General features: G+C 44.3%; 24 protein-coding genes and 2 tRNA genes. 19 read left to right on the top strand and 7 right to left on the bottom strand.

Annotated features, from left to right (window positions below; translation table 11 throughout):
- Positions 1-108: 108 nt before the first annotated feature.
- On the bottom strand, positions 109-945 hold the full coding sequence (locus ICN30_RS01025) for a hypothetical protein (RefSeq protein ID WP_216272649.1): 837 nt from the start codon (positions 943-945) through the stop codon (positions 109-111).
- A gap of 192 nt (positions 946-1,137) precedes the next feature.
- On the opposite strand from ICN30_RS01025, the gene ICN30_RS01020 reads away from it, so the two are divergent.
- From ICN30_RS01020 to ICN30_RS00995, 6 genes are all read left to right on the top strand, one after another.
- Entirely contained in the window at positions 1,138-1,302 is a 165-nt protein-coding gene (locus ICN30_RS01020) for a hypothetical protein (RefSeq protein ID WP_216272648.1), read from the top strand.
- Positions 1,303-1,314: 12 nt separating this feature from the next.
- A complete protein-coding gene (locus ICN30_RS01015; RefSeq protein ID WP_216229396.1) occupies positions 1,315-1,821 on the top strand; it encodes an arsenate reductase ArsC in 507 nt (168 codons plus the stop codon).
- Between the two features lie 47 nt (positions 1,822-1,868).
- Positions 1,869-3,617 (top strand): alkaline phosphatase, encoded by a 1,749-nt coding sequence (locus tag ICN30_RS01010; RefSeq protein WP_255533025.1) that lies wholly within the window; start codon positions 1,869-1,871, stop codon positions 3,615-3,617.
- Positions 3,618-3,630: 13 nt separating this feature from the next.
- Positions 3,631-4,347 (top strand): MgtC/SapB family protein, encoded by a 717-nt coding sequence (locus tag ICN30_RS01005; protein WP_216272646.1) that lies wholly within the window; start codon positions 3,631-3,633, stop codon positions 4,345-4,347.
- Between the two features lie 65 nt (positions 4,348-4,412).
- Complete coding sequence (locus tag ICN30_RS11730) at positions 4,413-4,625, top strand: GDCCVxC domain-containing (seleno)protein (RefSeq protein ID WP_083893709.1); 213 nt, start codon at positions 4,413-4,415, stop codon at positions 4,623-4,625.
- A gap of 180 nt (positions 4,626-4,805) precedes the next feature.
- A complete protein-coding gene (locus ICN30_RS00995; RefSeq protein WP_216272798.1) occupies positions 4,806-6,290 on the top strand; it encodes a Ppx/GppA phosphatase family protein in 1,485 nt (494 codons plus the stop codon).
- Positions 6,291-6,322: 32 nt separating this feature from the next.
- On the opposite strand, the gene ICN30_RS00990 is transcribed toward ICN30_RS00995, so the two are convergent.
- The 4 genes from ICN30_RS00990 to ICN30_RS00975 are packed head-to-tail and all read right to left on the bottom strand — an operon-like array spanning position 6,323 to position 9,548.
- The gene (locus ICN30_RS00990; RefSeq protein WP_255533024.1) at positions 6,323-7,261 is read right to left on the bottom strand and encodes a GNAT family N-acetyltransferase; all 939 of its coding nucleotides are present in this window, start codon (positions 7,259-7,261) and stop codon (positions 6,323-6,325) included.
- Between the two features lie 45 nt (positions 7,262-7,306).
- Positions 7,307-7,708 (bottom strand): diacylglycerol kinase, encoded by a 402-nt coding sequence (locus ICN30_RS00985; RefSeq protein ID WP_216229400.1) that lies wholly within the window; start codon positions 7,706-7,708, stop codon positions 7,307-7,309.
- Positions 7,709-7,716: 8 nt separating this feature from the next.
- Entirely contained in the window at positions 7,717-8,745 is a 1,029-nt protein-coding gene (locus ICN30_RS00980; RefSeq protein ID WP_216229401.1) for a glycosyltransferase family 1 protein, read from the bottom strand.
- Complete coding sequence (locus ICN30_RS00975; protein WP_216272794.1) at positions 8,742-9,548, bottom strand: UDP-2,3-diacylglucosamine diphosphatase; 807 nt, start codon at positions 9,546-9,548, stop codon at positions 8,742-8,744. The genes ICN30_RS00980 and ICN30_RS00975 overlap by 4 nt, the downstream gene beginning before the upstream one ends.
- An 88-nt stretch (positions 9,549-9,636) precedes the next feature.
- On the opposite strand from ICN30_RS00975, the gene ICN30_RS00970 reads away from it, so the two are divergent.
- The 5 genes from ICN30_RS00970 (at position 9,637) to ICN30_RS00950 (ending at position 13,351) form a co-directional block, all read left to right on the top strand.
- Complete coding sequence (locus ICN30_RS00970; RefSeq protein WP_216272645.1) at positions 9,637-10,413, top strand: 1-acyl-sn-glycerol-3-phosphate acyltransferase; 777 nt, start codon at positions 9,637-9,639, stop codon at positions 10,411-10,413.
- Between the two features lie 63 nt (positions 10,414-10,476).
- Positions 10,477-11,382: a polyphosphate kinase 2 gene (ppk2, locus tag ICN30_RS00965; RefSeq protein WP_216272644.1), complete on the top strand. Its 906-nt coding sequence runs from the start codon at positions 10,477-10,479 to the stop codon at positions 11,380-11,382.
- 48 nt (positions 11,383-11,430) lie between these two features.
- Complete coding sequence (locus tag ICN30_RS00960) at positions 11,431-12,258, top strand: hypothetical protein (protein WP_216272643.1); 828 nt, start codon at positions 11,431-11,433, stop codon at positions 12,256-12,258.
- A gap of 2 nt (positions 12,259-12,260) precedes the next feature.
- Positions 12,261-12,827: a chromate transporter gene (locus tag ICN30_RS00955; protein ID WP_216272642.1), complete on the top strand. Its 567-nt coding sequence runs from the start codon at positions 12,261-12,263 to the stop codon at positions 12,825-12,827.
- Entirely contained in the window at positions 12,824-13,351 is a 528-nt protein-coding gene (locus ICN30_RS00950; RefSeq protein WP_216272641.1) for a chromate transporter, read from the top strand. The genes ICN30_RS00955 and ICN30_RS00950 overlap by 4 nt, the downstream gene beginning before the upstream one ends.
- Positions 13,352-13,359: 8 nt before the next feature.
- On the opposite strand, the gene ICN30_RS00945 is transcribed toward ICN30_RS00950, so the two are convergent.
- Together ICN30_RS00945 and ICN30_RS00940 are read right to left on the bottom strand one after the other, a co-directional pair.
- Positions 13,360-15,462: a TonB-dependent receptor gene (locus ICN30_RS00945; protein ID WP_216272640.1), complete on the bottom strand. Its 2,103-nt coding sequence runs from the start codon at positions 15,460-15,462 to the stop codon at positions 13,360-13,362.
- An 89-nt stretch (positions 15,463-15,551) separates the two neighbouring features.
- Positions 15,552-15,917 carry a hypothetical protein gene (locus ICN30_RS00940; protein ID WP_216272639.1) on the bottom strand — a complete coding sequence of 122 codons (366 nt, stop codon included), beginning with the start codon at positions 15,915-15,917 and terminating at the stop codon, positions 15,552-15,554.
- Positions 15,918-15,977: 60 nt separating this feature from the next.
- On the opposite strand from ICN30_RS00940, the gene ICN30_RS00935 reads away from it, so the two are divergent.
- From ICN30_RS00935 to ICN30_RS00900, 8 genes are all read left to right on the top strand, one after another.
- Positions 15,978-16,054 (top strand) — tRNA-Pro (locus tag ICN30_RS00935).
- Positions 16,055-16,091: 37 nt separating this feature from the next.
- Positions 16,092-16,168 (top strand) — tRNA-Arg (locus ICN30_RS00930).
- A 978-nt stretch (positions 16,169-17,146) separates the two neighbouring features.
- Positions 17,147-17,842 (top strand): hypothetical protein, encoded by a 696-nt coding sequence (locus ICN30_RS00925; protein ID WP_216272638.1) that lies wholly within the window; start codon positions 17,147-17,149, stop codon positions 17,840-17,842.
- A gap of 21 nt (positions 17,843-17,863) precedes the next feature.
- A complete protein-coding gene (locus ICN30_RS00920; protein ID WP_216272637.1) occupies positions 17,864-19,183 on the top strand; it encodes an FHA domain-containing protein in 1,320 nt (439 codons plus the stop codon).
- A 14-nt stretch (positions 19,184-19,197) separates the two neighbouring features.
- A complete protein-coding gene (locus ICN30_RS00915; protein ID WP_216272636.1) occupies positions 19,198-19,731 on the top strand; it encodes an FHA domain-containing protein in 534 nt (177 codons plus the stop codon).
- Between the two features lie 36 nt (positions 19,732-19,767).
- Positions 19,768-20,967 (top strand): PP2C family serine/threonine-protein phosphatase, encoded by a 1,200-nt coding sequence (locus ICN30_RS00910; RefSeq protein WP_216272635.1) that lies wholly within the window; start codon positions 19,768-19,770, stop codon positions 20,965-20,967.
- Complete coding sequence (locus ICN30_RS00905) at positions 20,964-22,232, top strand: trypsin-like peptidase domain-containing protein (protein ID WP_216272634.1); 1,269 nt, start codon at positions 20,964-20,966, stop codon at positions 22,230-22,232. The genes ICN30_RS00910 and ICN30_RS00905 overlap by 4 nt, the downstream gene beginning before the upstream one ends.
- Positions 22,229-23,035: an RDD family protein gene (locus ICN30_RS00900; RefSeq protein ID WP_216272633.1), complete on the top strand. Its 807-nt coding sequence runs from the start codon at positions 22,229-22,231 to the stop codon at positions 23,033-23,035. Before ICN30_RS00905 ends, ICN30_RS00900 begins: the two co-directional genes overlap by 4 nt.
- Position 23,036 lies beyond the last annotated feature (1 nt).

The following is a 23,036-nucleotide window of genomic DNA, read 5'->3' as shown; positions in this document are numbered from 1 at the left end:
AATTTGAGGTCTAATTACTATGAAAAAATTCCTAATTAAAGTTTTTATTATTTGGCGCGATATTAGAGTGTCATATAGAAATCGTTATGTAGGTCACCGTTTGGGTAGTTAATATCTCCAGGTAAATCCAATTTCAGAGCGGGAAGCGCTAACTCCCGAGTTGCTAATGACTATCCCCATATTGGCAGCACTGCGCATATACGACAAGCCGATGTCGAGCTCATCGGACACGGAAATAATTGCTGCCAGCAAAGCATAGCTTGTCAGGTATTGCTCCGTGCTGGGTGGGTTGGTAGTGATACCGGTATCCAGTGCAAGTCGGATATTTTGCGATGCGCGCCAGACTGGCGCCATAGAAAAAAAGAGAATATTGGTTCTATTGGTTGGTGGGCCCGTGCCAACTGCGTAATTCGTGTTGTAGGGTGATTTCATATATGAAGCATTGAGATGTATTTCAAGTGCATCCCAGTAGTGAGAGTTAATGAGATTAAGGCCATAGCTTGGTAAAGCTAGGTCCAAGCCATGAACTTGCTGTTGGGTTGATCCGGGTAGGGTGAAGCTGGGCTTAATTGCAAGCGCCCATTGCCCATCTTTAGCCTCTAAAAACCGCCATTTCACAGCAAAGACCTTATTTGAGATCGGCGAGTAATTTCCTCGGGGAATTGAGAAATAAGTCGCCCCGATAGAAGCCTCAACGTTTTTACTCAAACCCCTTGTATATGTGAGGGGGAAGGCCTTTGCTCCTCCTCCGCCAAAGTACTCCTCTCCCGGTGTAATGATGTCGACTGTTGAGGCGGTGCCACCACCATGCGCTGCAGTTTTGAAAAAATACTGCTCAATTTGATTCAATCCCTCGGCAACAGTCCCCGCATCATCTGTATTCAGAGGTTCAAAAGCATTCCCGGAGAGGGAAATGAAAATTAACAGGAAAGCGGCGAATCGCATCAATTGACGGCTGAATTTCTAAAGCTCTCAAAATAATCTTTCTTTGTTACATCTTGAAGAAATAATCCTATTTATTGATGGAAGGGCGTGATTCTTGCCCTTATTAATCAAATTGAAATATTCGACTCCTATGATGGATCATCATCATTTTTTTCTATACAAAGGCTGAGAGCCATGGACTACAGGACAAATATGAATTTAGCAACGATATTTCGTTCGCATGAGGCGAAATTGGGCTTAGAGGATACCAATCCTAAAGAGGGTCTACTAGAGCAAAAGGCTTTTAAGGTGGAATCTCGTACAAACGTATTTTTAGTGGATAAAAGATACGCATTGCAATTGGATGAGTTGATCTAAGTGTTGGTAGATATGAGTCACGCACAAAATATTCTATTTCTTTGTTCTGGCAACTCCGCAAGATCGATTATGGCCGAGGCTTTAGCTACGACACTCAGTCACGGCCGCTTTATTGGTTATTCTGCCGGGGCAAAACCAGTTGGTGTAGTGCATCCCATAGCAATCGAGTTAATTAAGCCAATGGGTTACCCGTTAGAGATTTTGAGAAGTAAAAGTTGGGATGAGTTTGGACGTGAAGGTGCGCCCAAGATGAACTTTGTTATTACTCTGTGCGACTCCGCAGTAGGGGAGGACTGTCCATATTGGCCAGGGCGCCCATCAACTGCACATTGGGGCTTTCCAGACCCTGCCGCAGTTGAGACTGGTGATGAAGCGATGCTCCATGCTTTTAAGCAGGTAGAAATGGGTTTGCGTAATCGAATTGAGTTGCTAATGGACTTGCCTATAGACAAGCTTGATCGATTTGAGATCAAAGAGCGACTCCAAAGTATTCATCACCGCATTAAGTTTGCAAAATAGCAAAATTACATCGAAGCATTCCTTAATCTTCTTACCTCCCAATGGACATGTTTAATTTATCTCGCTTAGTTGCCTTATTAATATTCTCGTTGCAATTAGGTGTGGCGAGTGCAGCAGCACTTTATCCGATTGATAATGCCGCAATTTTGCTGGGATCCCAATTTGATATCAAAATTGAGTTCGATGGAGCAGCTACGCCGGAAGAGTTAGAAATCCAGCTGAATGGGGCTCCAATTTCTAAGCTTGTTAAACAGCAGCCCACTTTCATTTCTAATGAATCGGGAAAGGGTAGCTCCTTAATTTATCGTGATGTTCAATTAAATCAGGCTGGAAAATACATCCTGACTGCAAAATCTAGCCAACAAGCCTTACAGGTTTCCTGGGATGTCTATGCTAGCGGACCGAGGAGGGTTAAGAATGTCATCCTATTTATTGGCGATGGTATGACTATTGCAAATCGAACTTCAGCACGTGTATTTTCAAAAGGAATCTCTGAAGGGAAATATCAAGGCAAGCTGTCATTCGACGATATGACCAATACTGCCTTGATCGGTACATCCGGCTCCGATTCTTTGATAACGGATTCAGCAAACTCAATGAGTGCATACACAACCGGTCACAAGACTGCCGTGAATGCAATGGGCGTTTATGTGTCCAGGGCTTCAGATAACTTATCTCATCCGAAGGTTGAGACAATCGCAGAATTAATCAAGCGTAAAACAAAAATGTCAGTTGGCATAGTTTCAGACGCTGAGCTTCAGGATGCCACTCCTGGTGCGCTAGTTGCCCACACCCGAAGACGGGCTGATAAATCCTATATTGCCGATCAACTCCTGGCAAGTGGGGCGGAGGTCATTTTAGGTGGTGGCTCCGCTTATTTTTACCCTCAGTCCAATAAGGGTTCAAAGCGCAAGGATGAGAAAAATCTTGTCGAACAATTTAAAGCTAATGGTTATGAGATTAGCTTTGATAAAGACGAGTTAATTAAGGCTGGAAATGCCGCAAGTACCAAGAAACTATTTGGTGTTTTTCATCCTGACAATATGGATGGATCGCTAGACCGATTCTTTTTGAAGAAAAATACTGTCGAACAATATCCAAATCAACCTGATCTAACGGATATGACAAGATCTGCCATCAATGTACTATCCAAAAACCCAAATGGTTTTTTCTTGATGGTTGAGGCTGCCTTGATTGATAAGTTTAATCACCCCTTGGATTGGGAGCGTGCGGCTTTTGACACCATCATGTTGAGTAATGCAGTCCAAATTGCTAAAGACTTTGCGAAAACCCATCCTGATACATTAATTATTGTGACCCCAGATCATACGCACAGTGGATCCATTAGCGGTGTTGTTCATGATGCTAAGCCAGGACCTTTGCGGGAAAAGGTTGGTGTGTACGCGGAGGCGGGTTATCCAAACTACCCTAAGGCCAACGTGGAAGGTTATCCGAACCAGATTGATGTCTCAAAGCGTTTGGCATTCTTTTATGGAAATTATCCTGATCACTATGAGACCTTGCATCCTAAGCTTGATGCTACGTTTAAGCCAGCAGTGAAAGATGAGGCGGGCAAGTATGTCGCCAATCCTAAGTACATTCAGATGCAAGAGGATGCAATCCATATGCCAGGCAATTTACCTTCAAACCAATCGGTTGGTGTTCATACCGCAGATGACGCTGTACTTAATGCCATGGGCCCTGGTTCGGAAAAGTTTCGGGGCTTTATGGATAACACCGAGGTGTTTAGGGTTATGGTTGATACCCTAGGTCTAGGAAGTAGTAAATCTAAATGAGCGTATTAGCTTGATGGAGTTCTTAAATAATATTAACTTGATCTCGTTGGCTGACACGGCTGTCAGTCTTTCGGCTGCCTTTATTTTTGGTGGGTTCATTGGGCTTGAGCGCCAATTTCGTCAACGTACCGCAGGCTTAAGGACCAACATTCTGGTCGCCTTAGGGGCCGCAATATTTGTGGATGCAGCAAATAGATTGGTGGGGCATGAGGGCGCCGTACACGTTATGGCCTATGTTGTTTCGGGCATTGGTTTCTTGGGCGCCGGCGTCATCATGCGCGAAGAGGGCAATGTCCGCGGAATCAATACCGCGGCCACGCTTTGGGGTTCTGGAGCGGTGGGTGCGCTGGCTGGTGCAGACCTGATTTTGGAGGCAGCCTTGGCTACATTATTTGTTTTAGCTGCAAATACATTACTTCGTCCTGTAGTGGGCCTGATTAATAGCCAGCCTCTAGACACAGAGTCTGTTGAGGTTACAAATTCCGTTTACATCATTACTCCAAAATATTCCCAAAAAATAGCTCTAAAGTACTTTATTGAGGCCCTAGAAGCTGCTGGATATCAAACTCGGGATATTGAGGTTCATCAGTTTGGTAATGATGATGTCGAGATTCAGGCGGTATTGACCGCTACAGCAGTTGATGGCCTTCAAATGGATGGGTTGATTGCTAAATTAGCTGGTCTAGATTACGTTAGTCAAGCATTCTGGAGTCCAAGCACAACTGACTAGTATTCCTCTCCCTTTCATATCGCGTTGTCTTGTTCCTGAAACATTAGGAGTTCAGTATTCAAAAGGTGAATACTTTATCTAAAAACCAGCACTCCATCATTACCTGTCCTACCTGCCAAGGTCATGAGATTCTTGAAATCCCCAGTGGATATTCTCAGCATCTCTATCGCTGCCCGTCTTGCAGCATCATTCTTAAGCCAAAGTCTGGTGATTGCTGTATTTTTTGTAGTTTTGGTAGTCTTGATTGCTCAAGCTCGGAGCAAAACTTAGCGGCTTAGATAATTACCAGTAGACTACTGCTTGGTTTCATGAATGTGTCACGTTATCTTCATAAAATAGACATATTCAAATAAATTAGCTTAGTTATTGGGAATATTTTGGCCCTTTTTAAAGACTTCTCCGGAAAACAATCCTCTGACTTGGTCGCAGCTGTCGATTTAGGTTCCAATAGTTTTCGCATGTTGGTGGCCCAAGTTGTTAAGACGCCTTCTGGTACTCAGCTTCGTCCAATCGATACGCTGCGCGAATCTGTCCGCCTTGCGGCTGGATTGACCGATAGCAAGCTATTGGGCAATGACGCCTATCAGCGGGGCATCTCAGCTCTTCATCGCTTTGGGGAGCGTATTAGGGGTTTTGACCCCTCTAGGGTTCGAGCAGTTGCTACCAATACATTGCGAGTGGCCAAAAATGCCGCGAATTTTGTCCGGGATGCTGAAGGGGCTCTAGGTTTTCCCATTGAGGTGATTGCCGGTGTAGAGGAGGCTCGACTGATTTATATTGGGGCAGCCCATGAGGTTTCATCGGTCCAAGGAAATCGTTTGGTAGTTGATATCGGCGGTGGCTCGACTGAGTTGATCATTGGCAAGGGATACGAGCCAAAGCTGATGGAAAGTCTTTACATTGGTTGCGTTTCCCACAGCTTGCGCTTTTTCCCAAAAGGTAATATTGATGCGCATGCCTTTAAAGAGGCCGAGTTGGCTGCGCGCCGTGAGATTCAGGTGATTTCTGGCGCCTATTTAAAAAGCGGTTGGAAGCAGGTCATTGGCTCATCTGGTACAGCACGTGCCTTAGCTGATTTGATTGCTGAAAATAATTTTAATTGCCATGTCGATGAAGGTCTGACTATGGGTCGTGTTAATGGCTCCAGCGGATTAATCACGCGTGATGGCCTCAAGGCCATGAAAAAACATCTGCTCAAATATGAGCACATAAGCCAAGTTGAGTTACTTGGTCTTAAGGATGATCGACGTGCCGTTTGGCCTGGCGGTTTGGCGATTATGATTGCCGTCTTCGATGAGCTTGGTATTGAGAGTATGGAGGTTACCGATGCCGCTTTACGTGTTGGTGTCCTGTATGACTTATTAGGGCGCTCGCAACATGAGGACATGCGCTTTGTGACGGTAGAGCAATTTATGCAACGCTATGCTGTAGATCGCGATCAGGCAAGGCGAGTAGGGCACCATGCTGCAGAATTTTTGGCTCAACTACCAAAGCCTGACTCTGAAAGTAGATCCGACAACATTGCACTACTTCAGTGGGCTGCCAACCTTCACGAAATTGGCCTTTCGATTTCTCATAATGGTTATCACAAGCATTCTGCATATATTGCTGGTAATGCAGATATGCCAGGATTTTCTAAGAACGATCAAGCCAGATTGGCTGCGCTATTAATAGGACATACCGGAAAGTTAGGAAAGTTGGCCAATAACCCCAGCTTCAAAGATTGGCGCATGCTATTTTGCTTGCGGTTAGCTCAAGCCCTATGCCGAGGCAGAAGTGATGTTAATTTGCCTAAAGTTAAAGTGTCTGAGCATGACGGATCTTACTTAGTTAGTCTCTCGAAAGACTGGGCAAGAGAGCATCCCTTAACTGAATTTAGTCTACTAAAAGAAGCCGCCGAATGGGATCGTATCGGCCGGCCATACAAAGTAAGTTTGAAGTAATTGATTGGGGGGTGTTCAACCCCCTAACTTTCTCACAGGCCCAAGAAATGCTTCGCGTAACGTGGATTAATTTCTGAAAGACGCAGCATTGTCAAAACGTCTGCAGTATTAAAGTCTGGATCCCAAGCGGGTGCGCTACAAATCTTGGCGCCTAATTTGAGGTAGCCCTTAATCAAAGGTGGCGGCTCCACTTCTAGACCGCCGTTTAGTCGGTCCAGTGGTAAGGGTAGGCGAGGGAATGCATGATTTTCTACTGGCGCCATTTGCTCATTGCTCAGAGAGTTATAGAGGCTTGCTGCGAAGTGACCGCCATCAGCCATTGGGATGCTCGCACAACCCAACATGATTTCATAATTATGCTTTTGCATATACTGTGCCAAACCACTCCAAAGAGCCATAATGACTGCTCCAGAGCGGTAATCGGCATGTACACAAGATCTGCCAAGCTCAACCATCTTTGGGCGTAAGTGATTTAAGCGTGATAAATCAAACTCAGAATCAGAGTACAGGCGACCAATCTCCATAGCCTTATGTGGTGGGAGAACGCGATAGGTTCCTACTACCTTGAGTGACTCTTGATCGCGAATTAGGAGATGATCGCAATAGGCATCAAACTCATCAACATCGAGACCCTCAGAATTGGCCGGTAGGTTTGCGCCCATCTCGTCTGCAAATACCTTGTAGCGCAAGCGCTGAGCTTCTTTAATTTCACTTGGATTACTTGCCCAGGTGATTTGAAAGGCAGGGCGTTTAGGTTTTGAAATTGCCTTATCGACTTGAACAGGCTCTATCGCTGTTAATTCAGCGCGAGTACGCAAGGCAAATTTTTTGCCAAATAGCTTTTTAGCAATCTTTTTGGAAAATAACTTCTTAAGCGCTTCGGCTTTATGTTTTTTTAATTTTCTTGGTTTACCTTCAAAACGGGAATTGAAGATATCGAATGCGCCTAATGGGTTTGGAATATCAGACATAGTTTTCCTTAATGTGTATCTTGAGATCGTAAGTGCACTGCATGACTAATTGATGACAAGCGGTATGCAAATCGTTGCCCAGAATGCAGTTGCAATGAGAAGGGAGAGCATGACAGCGGCTGACCCAAAATCTTTAGCTCTTTTGGAGAGATCATGATGATCAAATGAGATCCGATCAATTGCTGCTTCAACGCTGGAATTGAGTAGTTCAACTACCAAAACCATAATTAGTGAAGAGATGAGGGCGCATTTCTCAAGAGGGCTAATGGGCAAGAAAAATGCAATAGGAGAGAGTACAGCTAGTAAAGTCAATTCTTGTCTAAATGCACTCTCTTCTTTGAATGCGTATACAAATCCACACCACGAATTTTTTGCTGCATACCAGGCTCGAGCGAACCCTCGATTTCCTTTGTGTGGATTTTGATTAATGTTGTAAGGTGTAGTCAAAGTAAACCTTAGGCTAATGCTGTAATGTGAACTTCTGTTGACGGTACTGGCTTAAGGTGATTTGCGAACTGCTCGGATGCTGCGCGCCAGGAGAACTTCTCGGCATGCGCTCTAGCGACTTCGCGAGGAATTTTCAAGGCCTGAAGGCAGGCTTCCCGGAGATCTTCATGCATTGCACCAGCTGGCGAGCTTCCTAGGACATCAATTGGACCAGTTACTGGGTAGGCGGCCACTGGCGTGCCGCAGGCCATCGCTTCGAGTAAAACCAAGCCAAAGGTATCGGTCTTACTTGGAAATACAAATACATCAGCTGCCGCATAAACCTTGGCTAATTCGTGTTGTTGCAAGACGCCAAGATAATTAATGTCAGGATACTGTTCCTTGATGCCGGCCATGGCAGGACCATCGCCGACAACCCATTTGGAGCCCGGAAGATCGATCTCTAGGAAGGCGTTGATATTCTTTTCAACTGCAACTCGACCAACGTAGAGAAAAATGGGGTGTGCTGTATTGAGCGCCTTGGAGTCTTGCATTTTGAAGATGTCCAAATCTACGCCACGTGACCACAGTACAACATTCGATAGGCCATATTTCTCTAGGTCATCCTTCACCACAATCGTTGGCGCCATTACTGCCATAGATGGACCGTGGAACCAGCGGATAAAGGCATAGGTGATGCCGAGCGGGATGCCTGTGCGGGCCTTGACGTATTCAGGGAAGCGAGTGTGGTAGGCGGTTGAGAATGGGAGTCTATTCTTCACTGCATAGGAGCGTGCTGATAAACCTAGGGGACCTTCCGTTGCAATATGCATTGCATCTGGAGCGAATTCTTTAATGCGTCGAGCTACTTCCTTTCCTGGAAATAGGGAGAGGGCAATATCTGGGTAAGTAGGGCAGGGAATTGATTTGAATCCATTTGGGGTGATCATCTCAACCTCATGACCCATTGCAATTAATTCAGCACGAGTTTGTTTTAGTGTTCGCACCACTCCATTTACTTGTGGATCCCATGCGTCTGTAATGATCATAATTTTCATAAAGCGGCCTCTTTAATGAGAGATTCAACAACGGGTTGGAGAGTAATTTCGGGGGCTACAACTGGGTCGCCCTTGATGTAGGTCCAGTAAATAATTTTGAGTTCACCGGATGTGGTTTCAACAAGCGCAGAAAGGCTTTCAACCCAGTCGCCATCGTTGCAGTAAAGGAGTCCATCGATCTCACGAATTTCAGCTTTGTGGATATGACCACATACCACGCCATCACAATCGCGTAAACGCGCTTCTCTGGCCATGATGTGTTCGAAATCGGCTATGTAACTTACTGCGTTTTTAACTTGATGTTTTAAGTATTGCGAAAGAGACCAATACTGCAGGCCCATTTTGACCCGCAGCATATTGAAATAGCGGTTGATATATAAAATAAAGGAGTAGAGAGAGTCGCCTACATAAGCTAGCCACTTTGCGTATTGCATCACACCATCGAACAGATCACCATGGGTAACCCAGAGTTTTCTACCATCTAGCGTTGTATGAATAACCTCTTCTTGAACTTTAATATCGCCAAAAGACATGCCGAAGTATTGACGTGCAGCTTCGTCATGATTACCAGGGATGTAAATGACCTCGGCACCTTTTCGGGCTTTTCGTAGTAACTTTTGGACTACGTCATTGTGGGCTTGAGGCCAGTAAAATGATTGCTTAAGGCGCCAGCCGTCGATAATGTCCCCGACCAGATAAAATTTATCTGCCTCATTGTGTTTTAGAAAATCGAGGAGGTAGTTTGCCTGACACCCTGATGTTCCTAGGTGTACATCTGAAATCCAGATAGCTCTGTAATGCATCATGATTAAGCATTAAGCCTACTCAATATGTATGCATCATGACACTTTTAAGTCAGTTTGATGACTTGATTTATATTGTTGTTTCTATATGAATAAATTACCACCGACCATAAATTTGCAACAGACCTCTAAATTCTTGAGGCTATGTCTTTGGTTCCAAATAGGGGCACACGTTCTTAGCGGGGTTTGCACTCTCTCTTTTGTCTTTCCATTTCTCAAGAGGCCTCAGAAAGATCAAAAAATTCAACTATGGTCAAAGCGTCTCTTAAAAATATTTAATATCCATCTATCCATTCAGGGAGATCAGTTATTAATGGATTCTCCTTATCTAATGGCATCCAACCATATTTCATGGATAGATATTCATGTCATCAATGCGTTCAAGCCCATTAGGTTTGTGGCTAAGTCGGAAGTAGAGGGGTGGCCAGTATTTGGGTGGATGGCTAAACAACTTGGCACTGTATTTATTCGCCGGGATAGCTCTCGCCATGCAAGACAGGTGGTTAGTCAGATGGCCAAGGTTTTGCAAACCGAATCGATTTGCATCTTTCCTGAGGGCACCTCTACTGTTGGAGAGTGTGTTTTGCCATTCAGGCCCAATTTATTTGAGGCGGCAATTGTTTCGCGGGCCCCAGTTTTTCCTCTGGCGATCCAATATATTTCCAAGTCCACTGGAGAGCGAAGTGAAGCCCCGGCCTTTGTTGGTGATATGGGCTTGTTGGAGTCGATGGCCAACATTCTGAGTGCGCGTGATTTGCAGGCTACTTTGACAGTTTTGCCACCTTACGAGCATGACTTAGAGTCATCCTTTGATAGGAAGCAGCTAGCAGCCCATGCTCAGGAGCTGATTGCAAAGACCATTTAGCTGCATTTGTAATAAAAGTGTCATATCCTTGGGATACAAAGCTAGTATCGGTTTGAGGAAAAAATGACATCAAAACACAAAGAGATGGCTGAGTGGTATCAGCGTGCACAAGAAGAAATCTTGGATAGCATGGATGAAGAGCTCGAAATGGAGCTCGATGATGATCGCCTGTCGCAGGACGGTGGCAGTAGCTCCATTATTCCGCGAAACGTTTACTTTAAGGAGCTATTTCGTCTTCAAGGTGAATTAGTAAAGCTCCAAGATTGGGTTGTTGAAAATAAACTCAAGGTGGCCGTCTTGTTTGAAGGCCGCGACTCTGCGGGTAAGGGCGGGGCTATCAAACGTATTACCCAGCGACTCAATCCCCGTGTTTGTAAAGTAGTCGCGCTGACCGCACCTAGCGAACGTGAAAAGACCCAGTGGTATTTTCAGCGTTATGTATCCAATTTACCCGCAGGCGGTGAAATCGTTCTCTTTGACCGTAGCTGGTATAACCGAGCTGGTGTTGAGAAGGTCATGGGATTCTGTACCGATGATGAGTACGAAGAGTTCTTACGTACGGTTCCCGAGTTTGAGCGCATGATCATTCGCTCTGGGATCATATTAATTAAATACTGGTTCTCAATTTCAGATGATGAGCAGTACAACCGCTTCATGATGCGTATCCATGATCCCTTGAAGCAGTGGAAGTTAAGCCCAATGGATCTCGACGCACGTCGTCACTGGGAAGCTTATACAAAGGCAAAAGAGACCATGCTAGATCGCACCAATATCCCTGAGGCGCCGTGGTGGGTGGTTGCTGCAAATGATAAAAAGAAGGCGCGCTTAAACTGCATCTCTCATCTACTTGATCAGATTCCTTACAAAGAGATTGATCATCCGGAAATCACTCTGCCGGCACGTGTCCATAATCCAGACTACTTGAGGGGTCCAGTTCCTAAGGATATGTACGTCCCTGAGATCTACTGATCTTGCTTAGATAGTGTTAACCTCTCATCAATATGAGGGGTTAACCGAATGAAATCTAAGCTAGCAATTACCAATAGAGAATTTAAGCTTCTCATCAAGCCGCAGGGTCTTGATCGAAGAAGCAGGATTACAGCTTTAAGTGATCAGATCCTTCAGTTTTGCAAGAAAAGTAAAGTAGAGTTTTTTCATCTGGATAACGCTACTACAGGGCTACGTAATATCTATTTTTACGATACTCCTGGAGAAGATTTTCGACGCAACAATATTATTCTGCGCGTCCGTGAATCGCGACAAAACATCTGGGTCGATGATTGGTGTGAGGTAACTCTAAAGTGCCGGACTCAAGACCTTGCCCAATCCCATCGATTTGACCCGTCGCCAAAGAAAAGCATTAAATCCAGATTGCGCCTTAAGGAAGAGATTCTGAGGGGTGATGCTGTGGGCTCAACAAGATCAATTTATTCGAATAACGCTATTCTTGATGCGGTGCCTATCGATAGTTTATTTGATCGGTCTCTTGCTAGTGCTATTAAATTCTTTCCTGGTTTAAGCACTCTATCTATCAACAAGCAGGAGCCTCTTCGAATTGTTGGTGGACGCACTAATAAAATTTTAGAAGCATGCTTGCCAATTGGTAATTTAGTTTTTGGCGATGGTGTTCAGGCACATTGCGAGATAGCGATTTGGATGAAAAGTGTAGGCGACCCGATTGTTGGCGAGCTTGCTTTTTCATATCGCGTTAATGATGCTAACAGAGGTCAGGCAAAGGCTCATAAGCGAGCAGATAAGTTTTTTAAAAAACTTCAGGTTGAACTATCAAGCTGGCTTGAGATTGGAAGCACCAAAACGGCCTTAGTCTATGGAAAGCCGGAGTAAGCATGAGTGCTGATGTTGAGTTGAGCGTTAAAAAGACCCCACAATTGTTGGATCTTTTTATCCAATTTTTCATCGTTGGCGCTGTTAGTTTTGGTGGCGGAATTATTGCTTATGAACGGATCTTACTGGTCGAGAAGCGTAAGTGGCTTTCTGCCGATGAATTCATGGCTTATTTAGCCATTAGTCAAACGATGCCAGGACTTAACTCCGTCAATTTGGCTGTGCTTGCTGGCGATCATTTCCGTGGATTTCTAGGGGCGCTGATAGCAAGCTTAGGATTAATTCTTCCAGGATCTATCTTTGTTTTACTCATTGGCATCATTTATGTTGGCGCTGCTGATCACCCCTTGATGAATTTTGTCTTAGCCGGTATTGCGGCAGCTGCAACAGGCCTTTTAGCAGCTATTACCTACAAAATTGGCAGTGATCACTGGCGACATTTAAAGTCTTTGCTCATCATTATTTCTACTTTTCTGTTGATGAGTGTTATGAAGCTATCTTTGCCATACGTGATTTTGATCATGGCGCCGATTTCTCTCTATCTTTATCGGCCGAGTGTAAATCAGTGAGCTCATTGATTCAGTTGGCACTCAGCTTTTCTTTGCTCTCTATTTTGGCGGTAGGGGGTGGTACTGCGGTGTTGCCTGAGATGCAAACATTGCTGGCGCATCAGTTTGGTATTGACCATACTCAATTTGTTCACATCTACAGTATTGGCCAATTAGCGCCTGGACCCAATATGTTGATGGTTCTGGTCATTGGCTATCAAGTTGCCGGGCTAGTTGGGGCGGGAGTGGTACTCCTTTCCTTTTTCCTGCCATCTAGCTTCCTATGTTTTTATGTGGGCCGCCTTTGGAATCATTTTGGTGAAAATCCTTGGAGACGATCTATACAAAATGCATTAGAGCCTATTTCAATTGGCTTAATGGGTTCTGGAGTCTATGCCGTTGGCAAGGCATCTCTAGTTAGCGGGATTACTGCAGCACTTGCTTTGATGAGTTTTTACCTGATCCTCAGAACCAAAATAAATCCAGTATTGGTGATCTTAGGTTCTGGAGGATTTGGTGCAGTGCTGATGGCTTATCTGACATAGTCTAGGGCCTAGAACGTACCCCGTAACCCAACCATCAGACTTCTTCCAGGTTGGGGTGCATACAATCTCACAGCCATTGGCGTAGTGGCATAACGAATTTGCTCATTGAGTAAGTTCTTTAAGTTCATATACACAGTCCAATTCACATCCTTAATTTTCTCTGTATAAGAAATTCCGGCATTTAAGAGGTTGTAGCTAGGTGCTGGACCTTGCTCCCATGCTGCCAAGCGGTTTTGTTGATAGCTATAGATATAGCTAGCATTAGTAAGCCAGCCATTGTGTTGATGAGCAATTTCTGCGCCTAAACGTGGAGCCGGCTGGAGGGGTAAATTTCCGCCCGCATCAAAAGTACCTTGAGAGGCATCACCAAATATGCGCCCACCGACACCATGTTGTTGCCAGTTATAGGTGAGCTCACCCTCAACACCTTTAATGGTTGCAGCCGCTTGTTGGGCTGTGACTACGCTAAAGCCATCACCTTCCTGACCGGGATTGTTAATTGCTGCGCCTGTGTAATAACCATAGATGTAATTATTGAAGCGATTTGCGTACACACTTGCTTTGCCGCGCATTAAGCCGCTATTTTTCTGAATGTTGAACTCTAGGTTATGGGAGGTCTCTTTATTGAGATTGGGGTTACCAATGTCGAATGTGGCGGTAGATTCATGTGCACCATATGAGTAAAGCTCTTGAGCGCTTGGAGCACGTTGGGAGACCGTATAGGCGACTCCAGCACCATGACCTTGCATAAAGCTCCACAGGCCACCCGCAGAGTAGGACATGAGATTAAATTTACGATTCTGCAAGGCAATGCTAGGTGTTGTTCCAGTAGGATCAACCGTAGGCTGGGGTTCTAAGGCCGTTCCTAGATTGGGATTCTGCGCAACGTTGTTGTAACGCAGACCTAAATTACCTTGTAGAGAATTCCATTTACCTTCCTCAATCCAAAACAAGGCATTCGAGTTGGTCTTGGTTGGCGGAACAATCGCGTAACTCCCTGTGCCAACTTCGGTGGCGTTTAAAGAGGCTGCAGATACTTGCGCCCCGAAGGTGCCTTTCCAACCAGCCAGTGGATTGTGGGCAAGCTCAAAGCGAGCTTCATTGGCAATGTTCTTCCATAGAGATGCTGCTTCGCCCACATTATTAAATTCGGTATGGTTGTAATTGGAGTTAGCGGCACTAAATTTAAAAGAGGAGAAGCCATCAAATGGATCGCGCGTTTGATGTTGCAGGTCATATCGATTTTGCGACTGATTAATCGATCCACCCTCAGGCGTTGGAATCCCGTAATTATTATTGAGACGCTCAACAGAAACGCCCGTATAACCATTCTGCCCAATATAAGAAACACCAACCCCTAAATTATTTTGATTACTAAAAGAGTTAGGCAACTTACCGCTGTAATTGTTTCCGCCATCACCGCCTGGCGGGATGCTCCACCCAGCAGCAGGCTCACCTTGTGATTGGGTTGAGTTGCCTGGTATACGGTAATTATTGGCATTGTTAATTGCGGTATCCACGTGAACCGCGACAGATCCAAAGGCGCCATCCACCTCAACCGAACCCGCTCTGCCATTGTTCACTGTTTCGTAGCTGGTATTGACTGCACCCGTGGGTCTATCCGGTAAGTTGGTGAGGATGCGATCATTGACTACGTTAACGAGACCACCGCTTGAGCCAGACCCATAGAGTAGGGCGGCCGCACCACGCAAAATCTCTACTTGATGGGTATTTTGCATGTTGTTTCCAACAGCATGATCCTGAGAGATGTTAGAAACATCGCCAACTGACAGACCATTTTGTAAAATCTGAACACGAGAGCCTTCAAGGCCACGAATGACTGGGCGAGATGATCCGGCGCCATAACCTGTTGCGGATACACCTAGCTCATTAGCCAGTGTTGCACCCAATGTTGTGCCTAGCTTGTTTAACAGCTCATCACCTTGCAAAATCTTAGTCGGCGTCAAAATACTTTGCGTTGCCTCTTGAGATCCAGTTGCGGTTATCTCTAAAGAGGGCTGAGATTGTGTAAAAGCAGTAGTGCTAATGAGTCCTGAAACTAAAACAGGGATTAGCTTGTGCTTAGCCAATGGTTTATCGATTTGATGCATGATGTTTCCTTCATTCCAAATGCGCACAGCGTATTCATTGGCGCAATAAATCTAGAGGCCAAACAATTCAATTTGGCGAGTCAGATGATTTACAGAATGAAGCTAGGGGGAGCTCTGGATTGATATAGCCCAATATGAATTCGGGCTGGAGGGGATTGATTAGATGCCAGTTGTGCTTCATGAAAGAAGTTGCTGCCAATAAATAAGTTGGGTGTTGAGGCAATAAAGCCCGCAAGCGTGAGTGCGTCTAATAGATGACAACTTGCAGTGCTATGACCAAGGGTGGGGGCTTGATCTGCGCAACTCAGTTCGATGTTTTGGTGGTGTATTCCGGAGTGGGCAATCCCATGTGCAAAGCCAATCCAGTGAGTGCCTATTAAGCTGGCAAGCAAAAAGCTCAGGGCTATCCATCCCCGGAATTGCTTGTTCAATTTGCTTAAAAATAAGGCGCTCATGCACCAAATCTTACAGTATTTGCCCTTGTAGGCCATCTCAGTGTAGAATATCGATTCCGTCGGAGTGTAGCGCAGCCTGGTAGCGCACCTGCTTTGGGAGCAGGGGGTCCAAGGTTCGAATCCTTGTACTCCGACCACTTTCTCTTTGTTTTACGTTTTCAGTCCCAGTACACACTGCCTATAGCTCAGCTGGATAGAGCAACGCCCTTCTAAGGCGTAGGTCGCACGTTCGAATCGTGCTGGGCAGGCCAAACAACAAAGCCCAAACCAAGTAAATCAATGGATTGAAGGCATAAAGCGGCACTTCTCAAAAACCCACCAGTCATATTTATACATCTTTTTTGGTCAATTTGACCGCTAGATTGACCAGAATTTGACCAAGTTCTCATATCTGTAGAGTTCTAGAGGACGCGCCGCTTCTTCATACTGGGGCGCAATTTCAACCCCACCCGATACCCACCGATCTGATTTGGGTGTTCGGGCCAAACCGATGCATATCAGTGTTTGGCACCCATATTTTAAAAATTACTACTTCTTGTCAAATATTTGACGGGCTATAGCCGCTAGTAAACCTTGTATTGTTCATGGTATGACCAGAGTTTCATCCTACAATATCCACCAGTGCCCGGATTGCAAGCAGAAACATATTCTGCCGAACTATGCCTCTATAAGTTTGACCGTAGCTGTTGATGCATATGTACTTGATGGGGACATAAGGACATGTTTTCGCTGTGGGGCTGTGAAGCCCTTTAAGCAATTTGTATATGTCGGCACAAAGCAGAAGTCTAGGCCTGACCACACCCCGTCTTATGTGAAATTGATCAAGCGGTTATTTGGCATAAGGCAGCCTGCGATAGAGCCGCATCCAACTAAGATATATCCGTATTTGAATCAATCAAGCCCGATAGGCTGATCTAAGTCATGGGGGCTCCAATATCCCAAATCGTCCAATCGGAGCCCTTTATGGTTCTCACTGCCACCTCTTCCGCAAAATCAATATCTATAAGGTTTGTAGGGGTGCAACACCCTTGTTACCAATATTGGTCGTTTGGACCGGCGTTTCATGCCCAATCAAACGTGTGATTAGCCGGTGCCTGCACTTAAAAGATCGAAACACATGGTTAGCTGTAGGTAAAACCTCAATTAAAGAGCCGATAGTTTGGTTTGTGCGTGGCTATTGGTTATAAAATTAACTATTAACTTGAATTGCTTTAAGCGCAAACCTAAATATGAGTCATAAATTAGTCATAATCCTTTTGGCACTAAACGGTTTAAGTCTCTCTGTAAATGCTCAAAACTCCAAATCAAATTCACCGGCTGGTTTATTTCCCGCGGCAGCTGGACTTGGAGGGGTAGAAATTGTTGAGCCTCAAATTAAAACTACTATTCAGCGGATAGATGAGTCTCCTGGCTCTGCAAAAGTAGCTGCTGGGACTATGGAAGAGTTTCTCGTATTTGAAGGCTTATGTAAAAAAGGTGATGCGAAGGGCTGTCTGTCGGCAGGGAAAATCCTTACAAGCGAAACTGCTCCTAAAGAAATATTTGACTTAAGTTCTACACAGCGCATCAATAGAGCTATCAGGAGTTATGAGACTGCAATTAATTCAGGAAACTTAGAGGCGGCAGAATTGGCTTACGACCTCTATTACGACTCAAATTTAATTAATCGCCAATTGAACTCTTATACCGACAAAGACCGGGCGAATGAGTTGATGTCTTTAATGCTTAATAAGCAATACCCGGGAGGACAAATTCGACAGGCAAGGGAGTACATAGAGAATCCTGAATACGCACTGAGTCTGGGTAAGAAAAAGGAAGCTTGCCAAACTTCATCTCAACTTTCTTCAAGGAGTGATTTGACAGCCTCAACAAAGAAAATTGTCGAAGATTTAAATTCAGGAATAGTTTGCAAAATTGCTAACTAACGTAAAAATAAAACCATTCTTATGCAAAAAAAACTCCTAGCAATTGCAACCTTAGTAATTCTTTTGATTCCAGGTATTTCTCATTCTGGAGGGTTGGATTCGAGGTATGCCTCCATTGACTGCAAGGCAAATGCAAGCGAAGGCTTGATGAAGTGCAACTATAGATACGCACCAACCATTGCAATAAAAGATATTTTTTTAAAGGTGAATGGGAGGCCGGTCCAAATTCCAGAAAAGGGCATGACCAGTTATCCATCTGAAGGCCAAAAAACAAGCATCCTTTTTTTGGCCGATATTAGCGACCCATCGAGACGAAATACTGTAGAAAAAATTTACGCTCGTGATATTTCGGAAATGTTGTCTGCTAAGAAGCCTTATGAAGAGATTGGTTTGGCGGTTTTTGATAGCGACATGGAGGTCTTAGCCCCAATCAGCGCTAACGAAGAGGTTGTCTTGAATGCATTGGGTTCAATTAAGGCTACCGGTCAAGCCACCGAGTTTTATAAAAACATAATTGCTGCAATTGATGTCCTAAAAAAGAGCGAGGGTTCGCGTAAGGGTTTAATTATTCTCTCTGATGGCAAGGATGAAGACAAGGCGTATAGAAGTGAGGATGTGCTGAAAGCCGCAAGGGAGGCGAACGTATCAATCTTATCCCTTGGATATGCTGAAAAACAATCGGACTTACCAAGCTTGCAGACTTTAAAAAAACTTGCCGATGATACATATGGGCTTTATGTAAATGTTTCTAATAAGCGGCTTCCTGCCGATTTAGTTCAGCGCCCATTTTCTTTTGTAGAAAAGGGTGGTGATATTAGTTTTGACTCAACTCCGTTTAGGGGTGTGCAGACAATCTCTCTCGAGATGAATGCGGACACTCCTGATCCCATAATAGTTTCTACGACAGCTGATTTTTCTGTTGGCCGGAGTTATTGGCGGAGATCACTTGACTGGTTAATGCATTTTTGGTGGATTTTTTTACTTTCCCTTGCAATGCTAGCCGCGGTAATTGTTGGAATCAAAAGATTTAAAAATAAATCTAGCCCTATTGAATACGCATTTCTAGATGAAATGAATGGGGAGGGAACTAGATATTCAATTACAAAAACTGCAAGTCGTATTGGAAGAGGGGCAGATAACGATATTCGTTTAATGAATGACTCCATCTCCTCTCATCACGCTGAGATTCATAGGAGGAGAGAGGGTGGATTTTATATTGTCGATCTTGCCTCTACTAATGGTGTATTTGTAAATGAAAACAAAATTACCCAAACCGAATTGTCAAATGGGGATTTGGTAGAGTTGGGCGAAGTTAGATTACATTTTATTATTAACAATTAATAGTGGGAGAAGCTATGTCAGATGACGATACAACGCGCATTGTTACAAGAAAATCAAATCAAGGTGTGGATGAGACGCTTGCGAATACAAATGCTATTTCACAAGATCGAGGTCACGTATCATCAAGCAGTAACGATGAGCCTCTTACGAAAATATTCAAGCCCTCCTCAAGCGGTGCAGATTCCATTGATTCTAAGGATGGTTTCTCTGGCGATCCAGTAGTCGGTTGGCTGGTTGTTGTGGATGGGCCTGGTCGTGGAAGATCTGCCAGCCTTGGCTATGGAATGAATAGTATTGGGCGAGACTCCAAAGAACGTGTCCCGCTAGATTTTGGTGATGAGGAGATTTCACGTAACTCTCATGCAATGCTGACATATGATGGAAAGAATAGAAAATTTTATGTGCAGCATGGGGGCGGAATAAATTTAACTTATGTTGGTGACTCCCCCGTACTTCAAGTGCAAGAGCTTAAGGGCAGAGAAATTATTTCCATAGGCAGCACTAAGCTTTGTTTTATACCATTCTGTGGCCAGGATTTTGATTGGTAATTAATGTTTAAAAAGATGCGGGGTATAAGTCCAGTCATGTTTCGTAAAAATGTGAATTTTTCTGCTAAGGAGATCGTTGGTCAAAGAGCTAATCAGGAGGACTATTCGCTTTTTAGATTGCTAAACGGTTCTACAGCCCTGCTTGCAGTCTTATCTGATGGCATGGGCGGCCACTCATCTGGTGAGGTAGCAAGTAGAACTGCAGTTGATTCTTTTGATAGAACATTTAATGAATACCCCTCAGAATCAACCCCTGTAAAGCTAGGGGCCGCCTTACAGCAGGCCAACAGTGAGCTAGCTAAAGCAATACGTTTAAAGAATGACCTAGATGGAATGGGCTGCACACTTGTTGGGGCTTATATTGATAAAAATGGTTTGCAGTGGATCAGTGTTGGGGACTCCCCGTTGTTTCTGTTCAGGGGTGGTAGGTTATCAAGATTAAATGCTGATCATTCCATGGCGCCTTTAATTTCTGAGTCATTGAGCCAGGGAAAGATTACAAAGGATGAGGCACAAAATCATCCAAATCGGCACGCATTACGTTCGGCGGTGATGGGTGATGAATTGCCGCTAATTGATGCGCCAAATTCACCAATAGCACTATTTAAGGGTGATGTCGTTATTCTGGCTAGTGATGGTCTGCTCACCCTTGCCATGAAAGAAATTGAGCAGATTATTAGCAGAAACCTTGGGGGTGGGGCAGAGACCATTGCCCAACGATTACTGTCAGCCGTTGAGGCAAAAAATCATCCCAGGCAAGATAACACCTCTGTTCAGGTAATAGCCATGCCATCCTCGATGATTCAATCGCGATTTGGCTTTAGAAAAGTGATCTTATATTTAATCAGCTTAGTGCTATTCGCGTTTTCTGGATTTGTAACGTACTACTGGATTACGAATGATGAGGGGGCAATCAATAGATTATTTTCTAGCTCGGATGTGAATGCTCCAAAACCAGTTAAGTTGCCTGAGACTGATGGTTTGATACAGCCGCAACCACAGGGATTGGATGGACTTAAGCCTTCTGGTCAAGAAGATGCTGATAAATCTCCGGCCGTTAAGCCTCCGCCTGAAAAGACTAAAGTGATTGAGTCGCCAGCTCAAAAATCTAAAAAGACCCCTTCAGTCGTAAATAAGAAGCTTGCAAATGAAGCGGTGGTAAACCCAAGCCCTGATGCTGACAGCTCCCCCAAAAGTATTCCACAGTCAGATTCAGGGGAGGCAAAGCCTCAATGAGAATGCAGCTGTTTAAAGTATTTTTTATTTCATTCGCTCTCTCCAGTCTTGCGAATGCTGAAAGTACTATTGATAGGGCTGATAAAAGTACTGTGATGATTATTACGGCAGACGGTAAAGGTGATCTTGTTGGTCTTGGAACGGGGTTTGTTGTCGGAGATGGTGGTATCGTTGCAACAAACTACCATGTAATTGATGACGCAAAAGAAGTGTATCTTTTTGCCAAATCAACTGGTAAAGAAGTTAATAACTTTCCAGCTAGGGTTATTTGGAGCTCAGAGACTCTTGATCTTGCTCTATTAAGCTCGCCCACATTAAAGGCTCCACCGCTACCTCTTGCGATAGCCTTGCCAGCAAAGGGTAGTCAAGTCATCTCAATTGGATTTCCTGGCGATGCAAACAGATTTATGAAGCCCGATCATCTTGAGTCCACTGCAACACAGGGAATTATTGGGCGAAATTTCAAATCTCCTTGGTTTAGAAAGGGCGACCCGATAAATATAGTGCAACACAGCGCCCCTATTAACAAGGGGAATAGTGGTGGCCCTCTTATTGATCTATGTGGCCGAGTTCTTGGGGTCAATACTCAAACTTCACTTGGACGTTTGGTCGGCAACGCTAGGGATGGATTTTTTGTTAGCCAGACAGATGGAATCTATTTTGCCTCCCATATTTCTGAACTAATATCTCAGCTCACCTCAATGGGGGTCAAATTTACGGCTGTAGATAGCGAGTGTATTCCAGGGGCGTCAAGCTCGGCTGATGTCATTAAGTCCGGGCCTCAAACATGGCTTTTCCCCGGCTTGATTATTGGGACCTTGCTACTTGCAATTGGAGCGATAGTAATTGCTCTTAAGAAGCCAAAGTTAGTGACTGAAAGCTATACACAATTTCTTAAAAGATCCAGTAAGAGTATTCGATCGCCTTTACCTAACGTTACCAGGGGCTCATCTTGGATATTGAATGGATGCGACTCGCTTGGCAATAAATTAAGGGTCGAACTAAGTCCTCGCGCAATTACGCCATCAGGGTTAATTGTGGGTCGTGATTCCAATCATTCTCAATTGGTAATTATTGATCCAACTGTATCCAGACAGCACGCAAAGTTTCATCTGGAATCCGGTAAATTGTTTGTTACTGACCTTAATTCAAAAAATGGCACCTTAATCGATGGAAGGCCAATTTCTGGCTCAACCCAATTAAAGTTTGGTCATCATATTTCATTTGGAAAAGTGGGTCTAAAAGTTGATGAGGTTTCCGAATGATTTATGCTGGATTTTGGCTTCGAGCGGCAGCATATGTAATCGACTATGTGTTTGCGATTGTATGTTTGACGTTAGTTTTTTTGGTCTTTAGTATCAAAGATGAAACTGGCGGACTTGCTTCGTTGCTTTCAATATGCACCATGTGGATTTACTTTACCCTTTTTGAATCAAGTAAATGGCAGGCTACCCCTGGGAAGCGTTTGTTAAAAATTCGAGTTACGGACTTAAGTGGATCTCGTATAACTATTGGCAGGGCGGCAGCTAGAAATTTGGCCAGGATCCTGTCTGGATTGCTTCTGGGAATTGGTTACATCATGACCGCTTTTACGGACAAGAAGCAGGCGTTACATGATCAGATTGTGAATACTTTAGTTTTAAAGGGTGTACCGAATAATGATTTTGCCTTTGATCAGATTGACTTAGAGAATCCAATTGATAGCAGCGTTGTTGTTACTGCTGAGTCAAGCGGTCGAAAGCGTCAAAAGTGGGTCATGGCTGGCTTTGATTCGGATGGAAGGGTGATTCGTATTAGTTTTGATTTTGATGACCCAAGGTTATTGGAGCGGGGGATTATCATTGGCCGCGATTCAAAAACAGCAGACATCCACATTGGGGATGCCTCAATTTCCAGAAATCACGCACGTTTATTTAGGCTCGATCAAGAAATTTGGATTGAAGATCTCGGTTCGACTAATGGCATTTCTATTTCTGGAAAATTACTTTCATCCCAAGGGAAATCATTGTTGCCTTCTAGAGGGACTCTGACCATTGGGGGCATTATTTTTACTATAGGTAGGGATTAAT

It is taken from the genome of Polynucleobacter sp. 31A-FELB, from assembly GCF_018882405.1.
GTDB lineage: Bacteria > Pseudomonadota > Gammaproteobacteria > Burkholderiales > Burkholderiaceae > Polynucleobacter.
Note: the sequence above shows the minus strand (reverse complement) of the source record. Positions and strands in the feature narration are given on the sequence as shown.

What these genes read in the sequence shown, in the direction of transcription:
- ICN30_RS01025 (WP_216272649.1), bottom strand. Translation starts at nt 945, where the DNA reads ATGCGATTCGCCGCTTTCCTGTTAATTTTCATTTCCCTCTCCGGGAAT.
- ICN30_RS01020 (WP_216272648.1), top strand. Translation starts at nt 1,138, where the DNA reads ATGAATTTAGCAACGATATTTCGTTCGCATGAGGCGAAATTGGGCTTA.
- ICN30_RS01015 (WP_216229396.1), top strand. Translation starts at nt 1,315, where the DNA reads ATGAGTCACGCACAAAATATTCTATTTCTTTGTTCTGGCAACTCCGCA.
- ICN30_RS01010 (WP_255533025.1), top strand. Translation starts at nt 1,869, where the DNA reads ATGTTTAATTTATCTCGCTTAGTTGCCTTATTAATATTCTCGTTGCAA.
- ICN30_RS01005 (WP_216272646.1), top strand. Translation starts at nt 3,631, where the DNA reads ATGGAGTTCTTAAATAATATTAACTTGATCTCGTTGGCTGACACGGCT.
- ICN30_RS00995 (WP_216272798.1), top strand. Translation starts at nt 4,806, where the DNA reads ATGTTGGTGGCCCAAGTTGTTAAGACGCCTTCTGGTACTCAGCTTCGT.
- ICN30_RS00990 (WP_255533024.1), bottom strand. Translation starts at nt 7,261, where the DNA reads ATGTCTGATATTCCAAACCCATTAGGCGCATTCGATATCTTCAATTCC.
- ICN30_RS00980 (WP_216229401.1), bottom strand. Translation starts at nt 8,745, where the DNA reads ATGAAAATTATGATCATTACAGACGCATGGGATCCACAAGTAAATGGA.
- ICN30_RS00975 (WP_216272794.1), bottom strand. Translation starts at nt 9,548, where the DNA reads ATGCATTACAGAGCTATCTGGATTTCAGATGTACACCTAGGAACATCA.
- ICN30_RS00970 (WP_216272645.1), top strand. Translation starts at nt 9,637, where the DNA reads ATGAATAAATTACCACCGACCATAAATTTGCAACAGACCTCTAAATTC.
- ppk2 (WP_216272644.1), top strand. Translation starts at nt 10,477, where the DNA reads ATGACATCAAAACACAAAGAGATGGCTGAGTGGTATCAGCGTGCACAA.
- ICN30_RS00960 (WP_216272643.1), top strand. Translation starts at nt 11,431, where the DNA reads ATGAAATCTAAGCTAGCAATTACCAATAGAGAATTTAAGCTTCTCATC.
- ICN30_RS00955 (WP_216272642.1), top strand. Translation starts at nt 12,261, where the DNA reads ATGAGTGCTGATGTTGAGTTGAGCGTTAAAAAGACCCCACAATTGTTG.
- ICN30_RS00945 (WP_216272640.1), bottom strand. Translation starts at nt 15,462, where the DNA reads ATGCATCAAATCGATAAACCATTGGCTAAGCACAAGCTAATCCCTGTT.
- ICN30_RS00940 (WP_216272639.1), bottom strand. Translation starts at nt 15,917, where the DNA reads ATGAGCGCCTTATTTTTAAGCAAATTGAACAAGCAATTCCGGGGATGG.
- ICN30_RS00925 (WP_216272638.1), top strand. Translation starts at nt 17,147, where the DNA reads ATGAGTCATAAATTAGTCATAATCCTTTTGGCACTAAACGGTTTAAGT.
- ICN30_RS00920 (WP_216272637.1), top strand. Translation starts at nt 17,864, where the DNA reads ATGCAAAAAAAACTCCTAGCAATTGCAACCTTAGTAATTCTTTTGATT.
- ICN30_RS00915 (WP_216272636.1), top strand. Translation starts at nt 19,198, where the DNA reads ATGTCAGATGACGATACAACGCGCATTGTTACAAGAAAATCAAATCAA.
- ICN30_RS00910 (WP_216272635.1), top strand. Translation starts at nt 19,768, where the DNA reads ATGTTTCGTAAAAATGTGAATTTTTCTGCTAAGGAGATCGTTGGTCAA.
- ICN30_RS00905 (WP_216272634.1), top strand. Translation starts at nt 20,964, where the DNA reads ATGAGAATGCAGCTGTTTAAAGTATTTTTTATTTCATTCGCTCTCTCC.
- ICN30_RS00900 (WP_216272633.1), top strand. Translation starts at nt 22,229, where the DNA reads ATGATTTATGCTGGATTTTGGCTTCGAGCGGCAGCATATGTAATCGAC.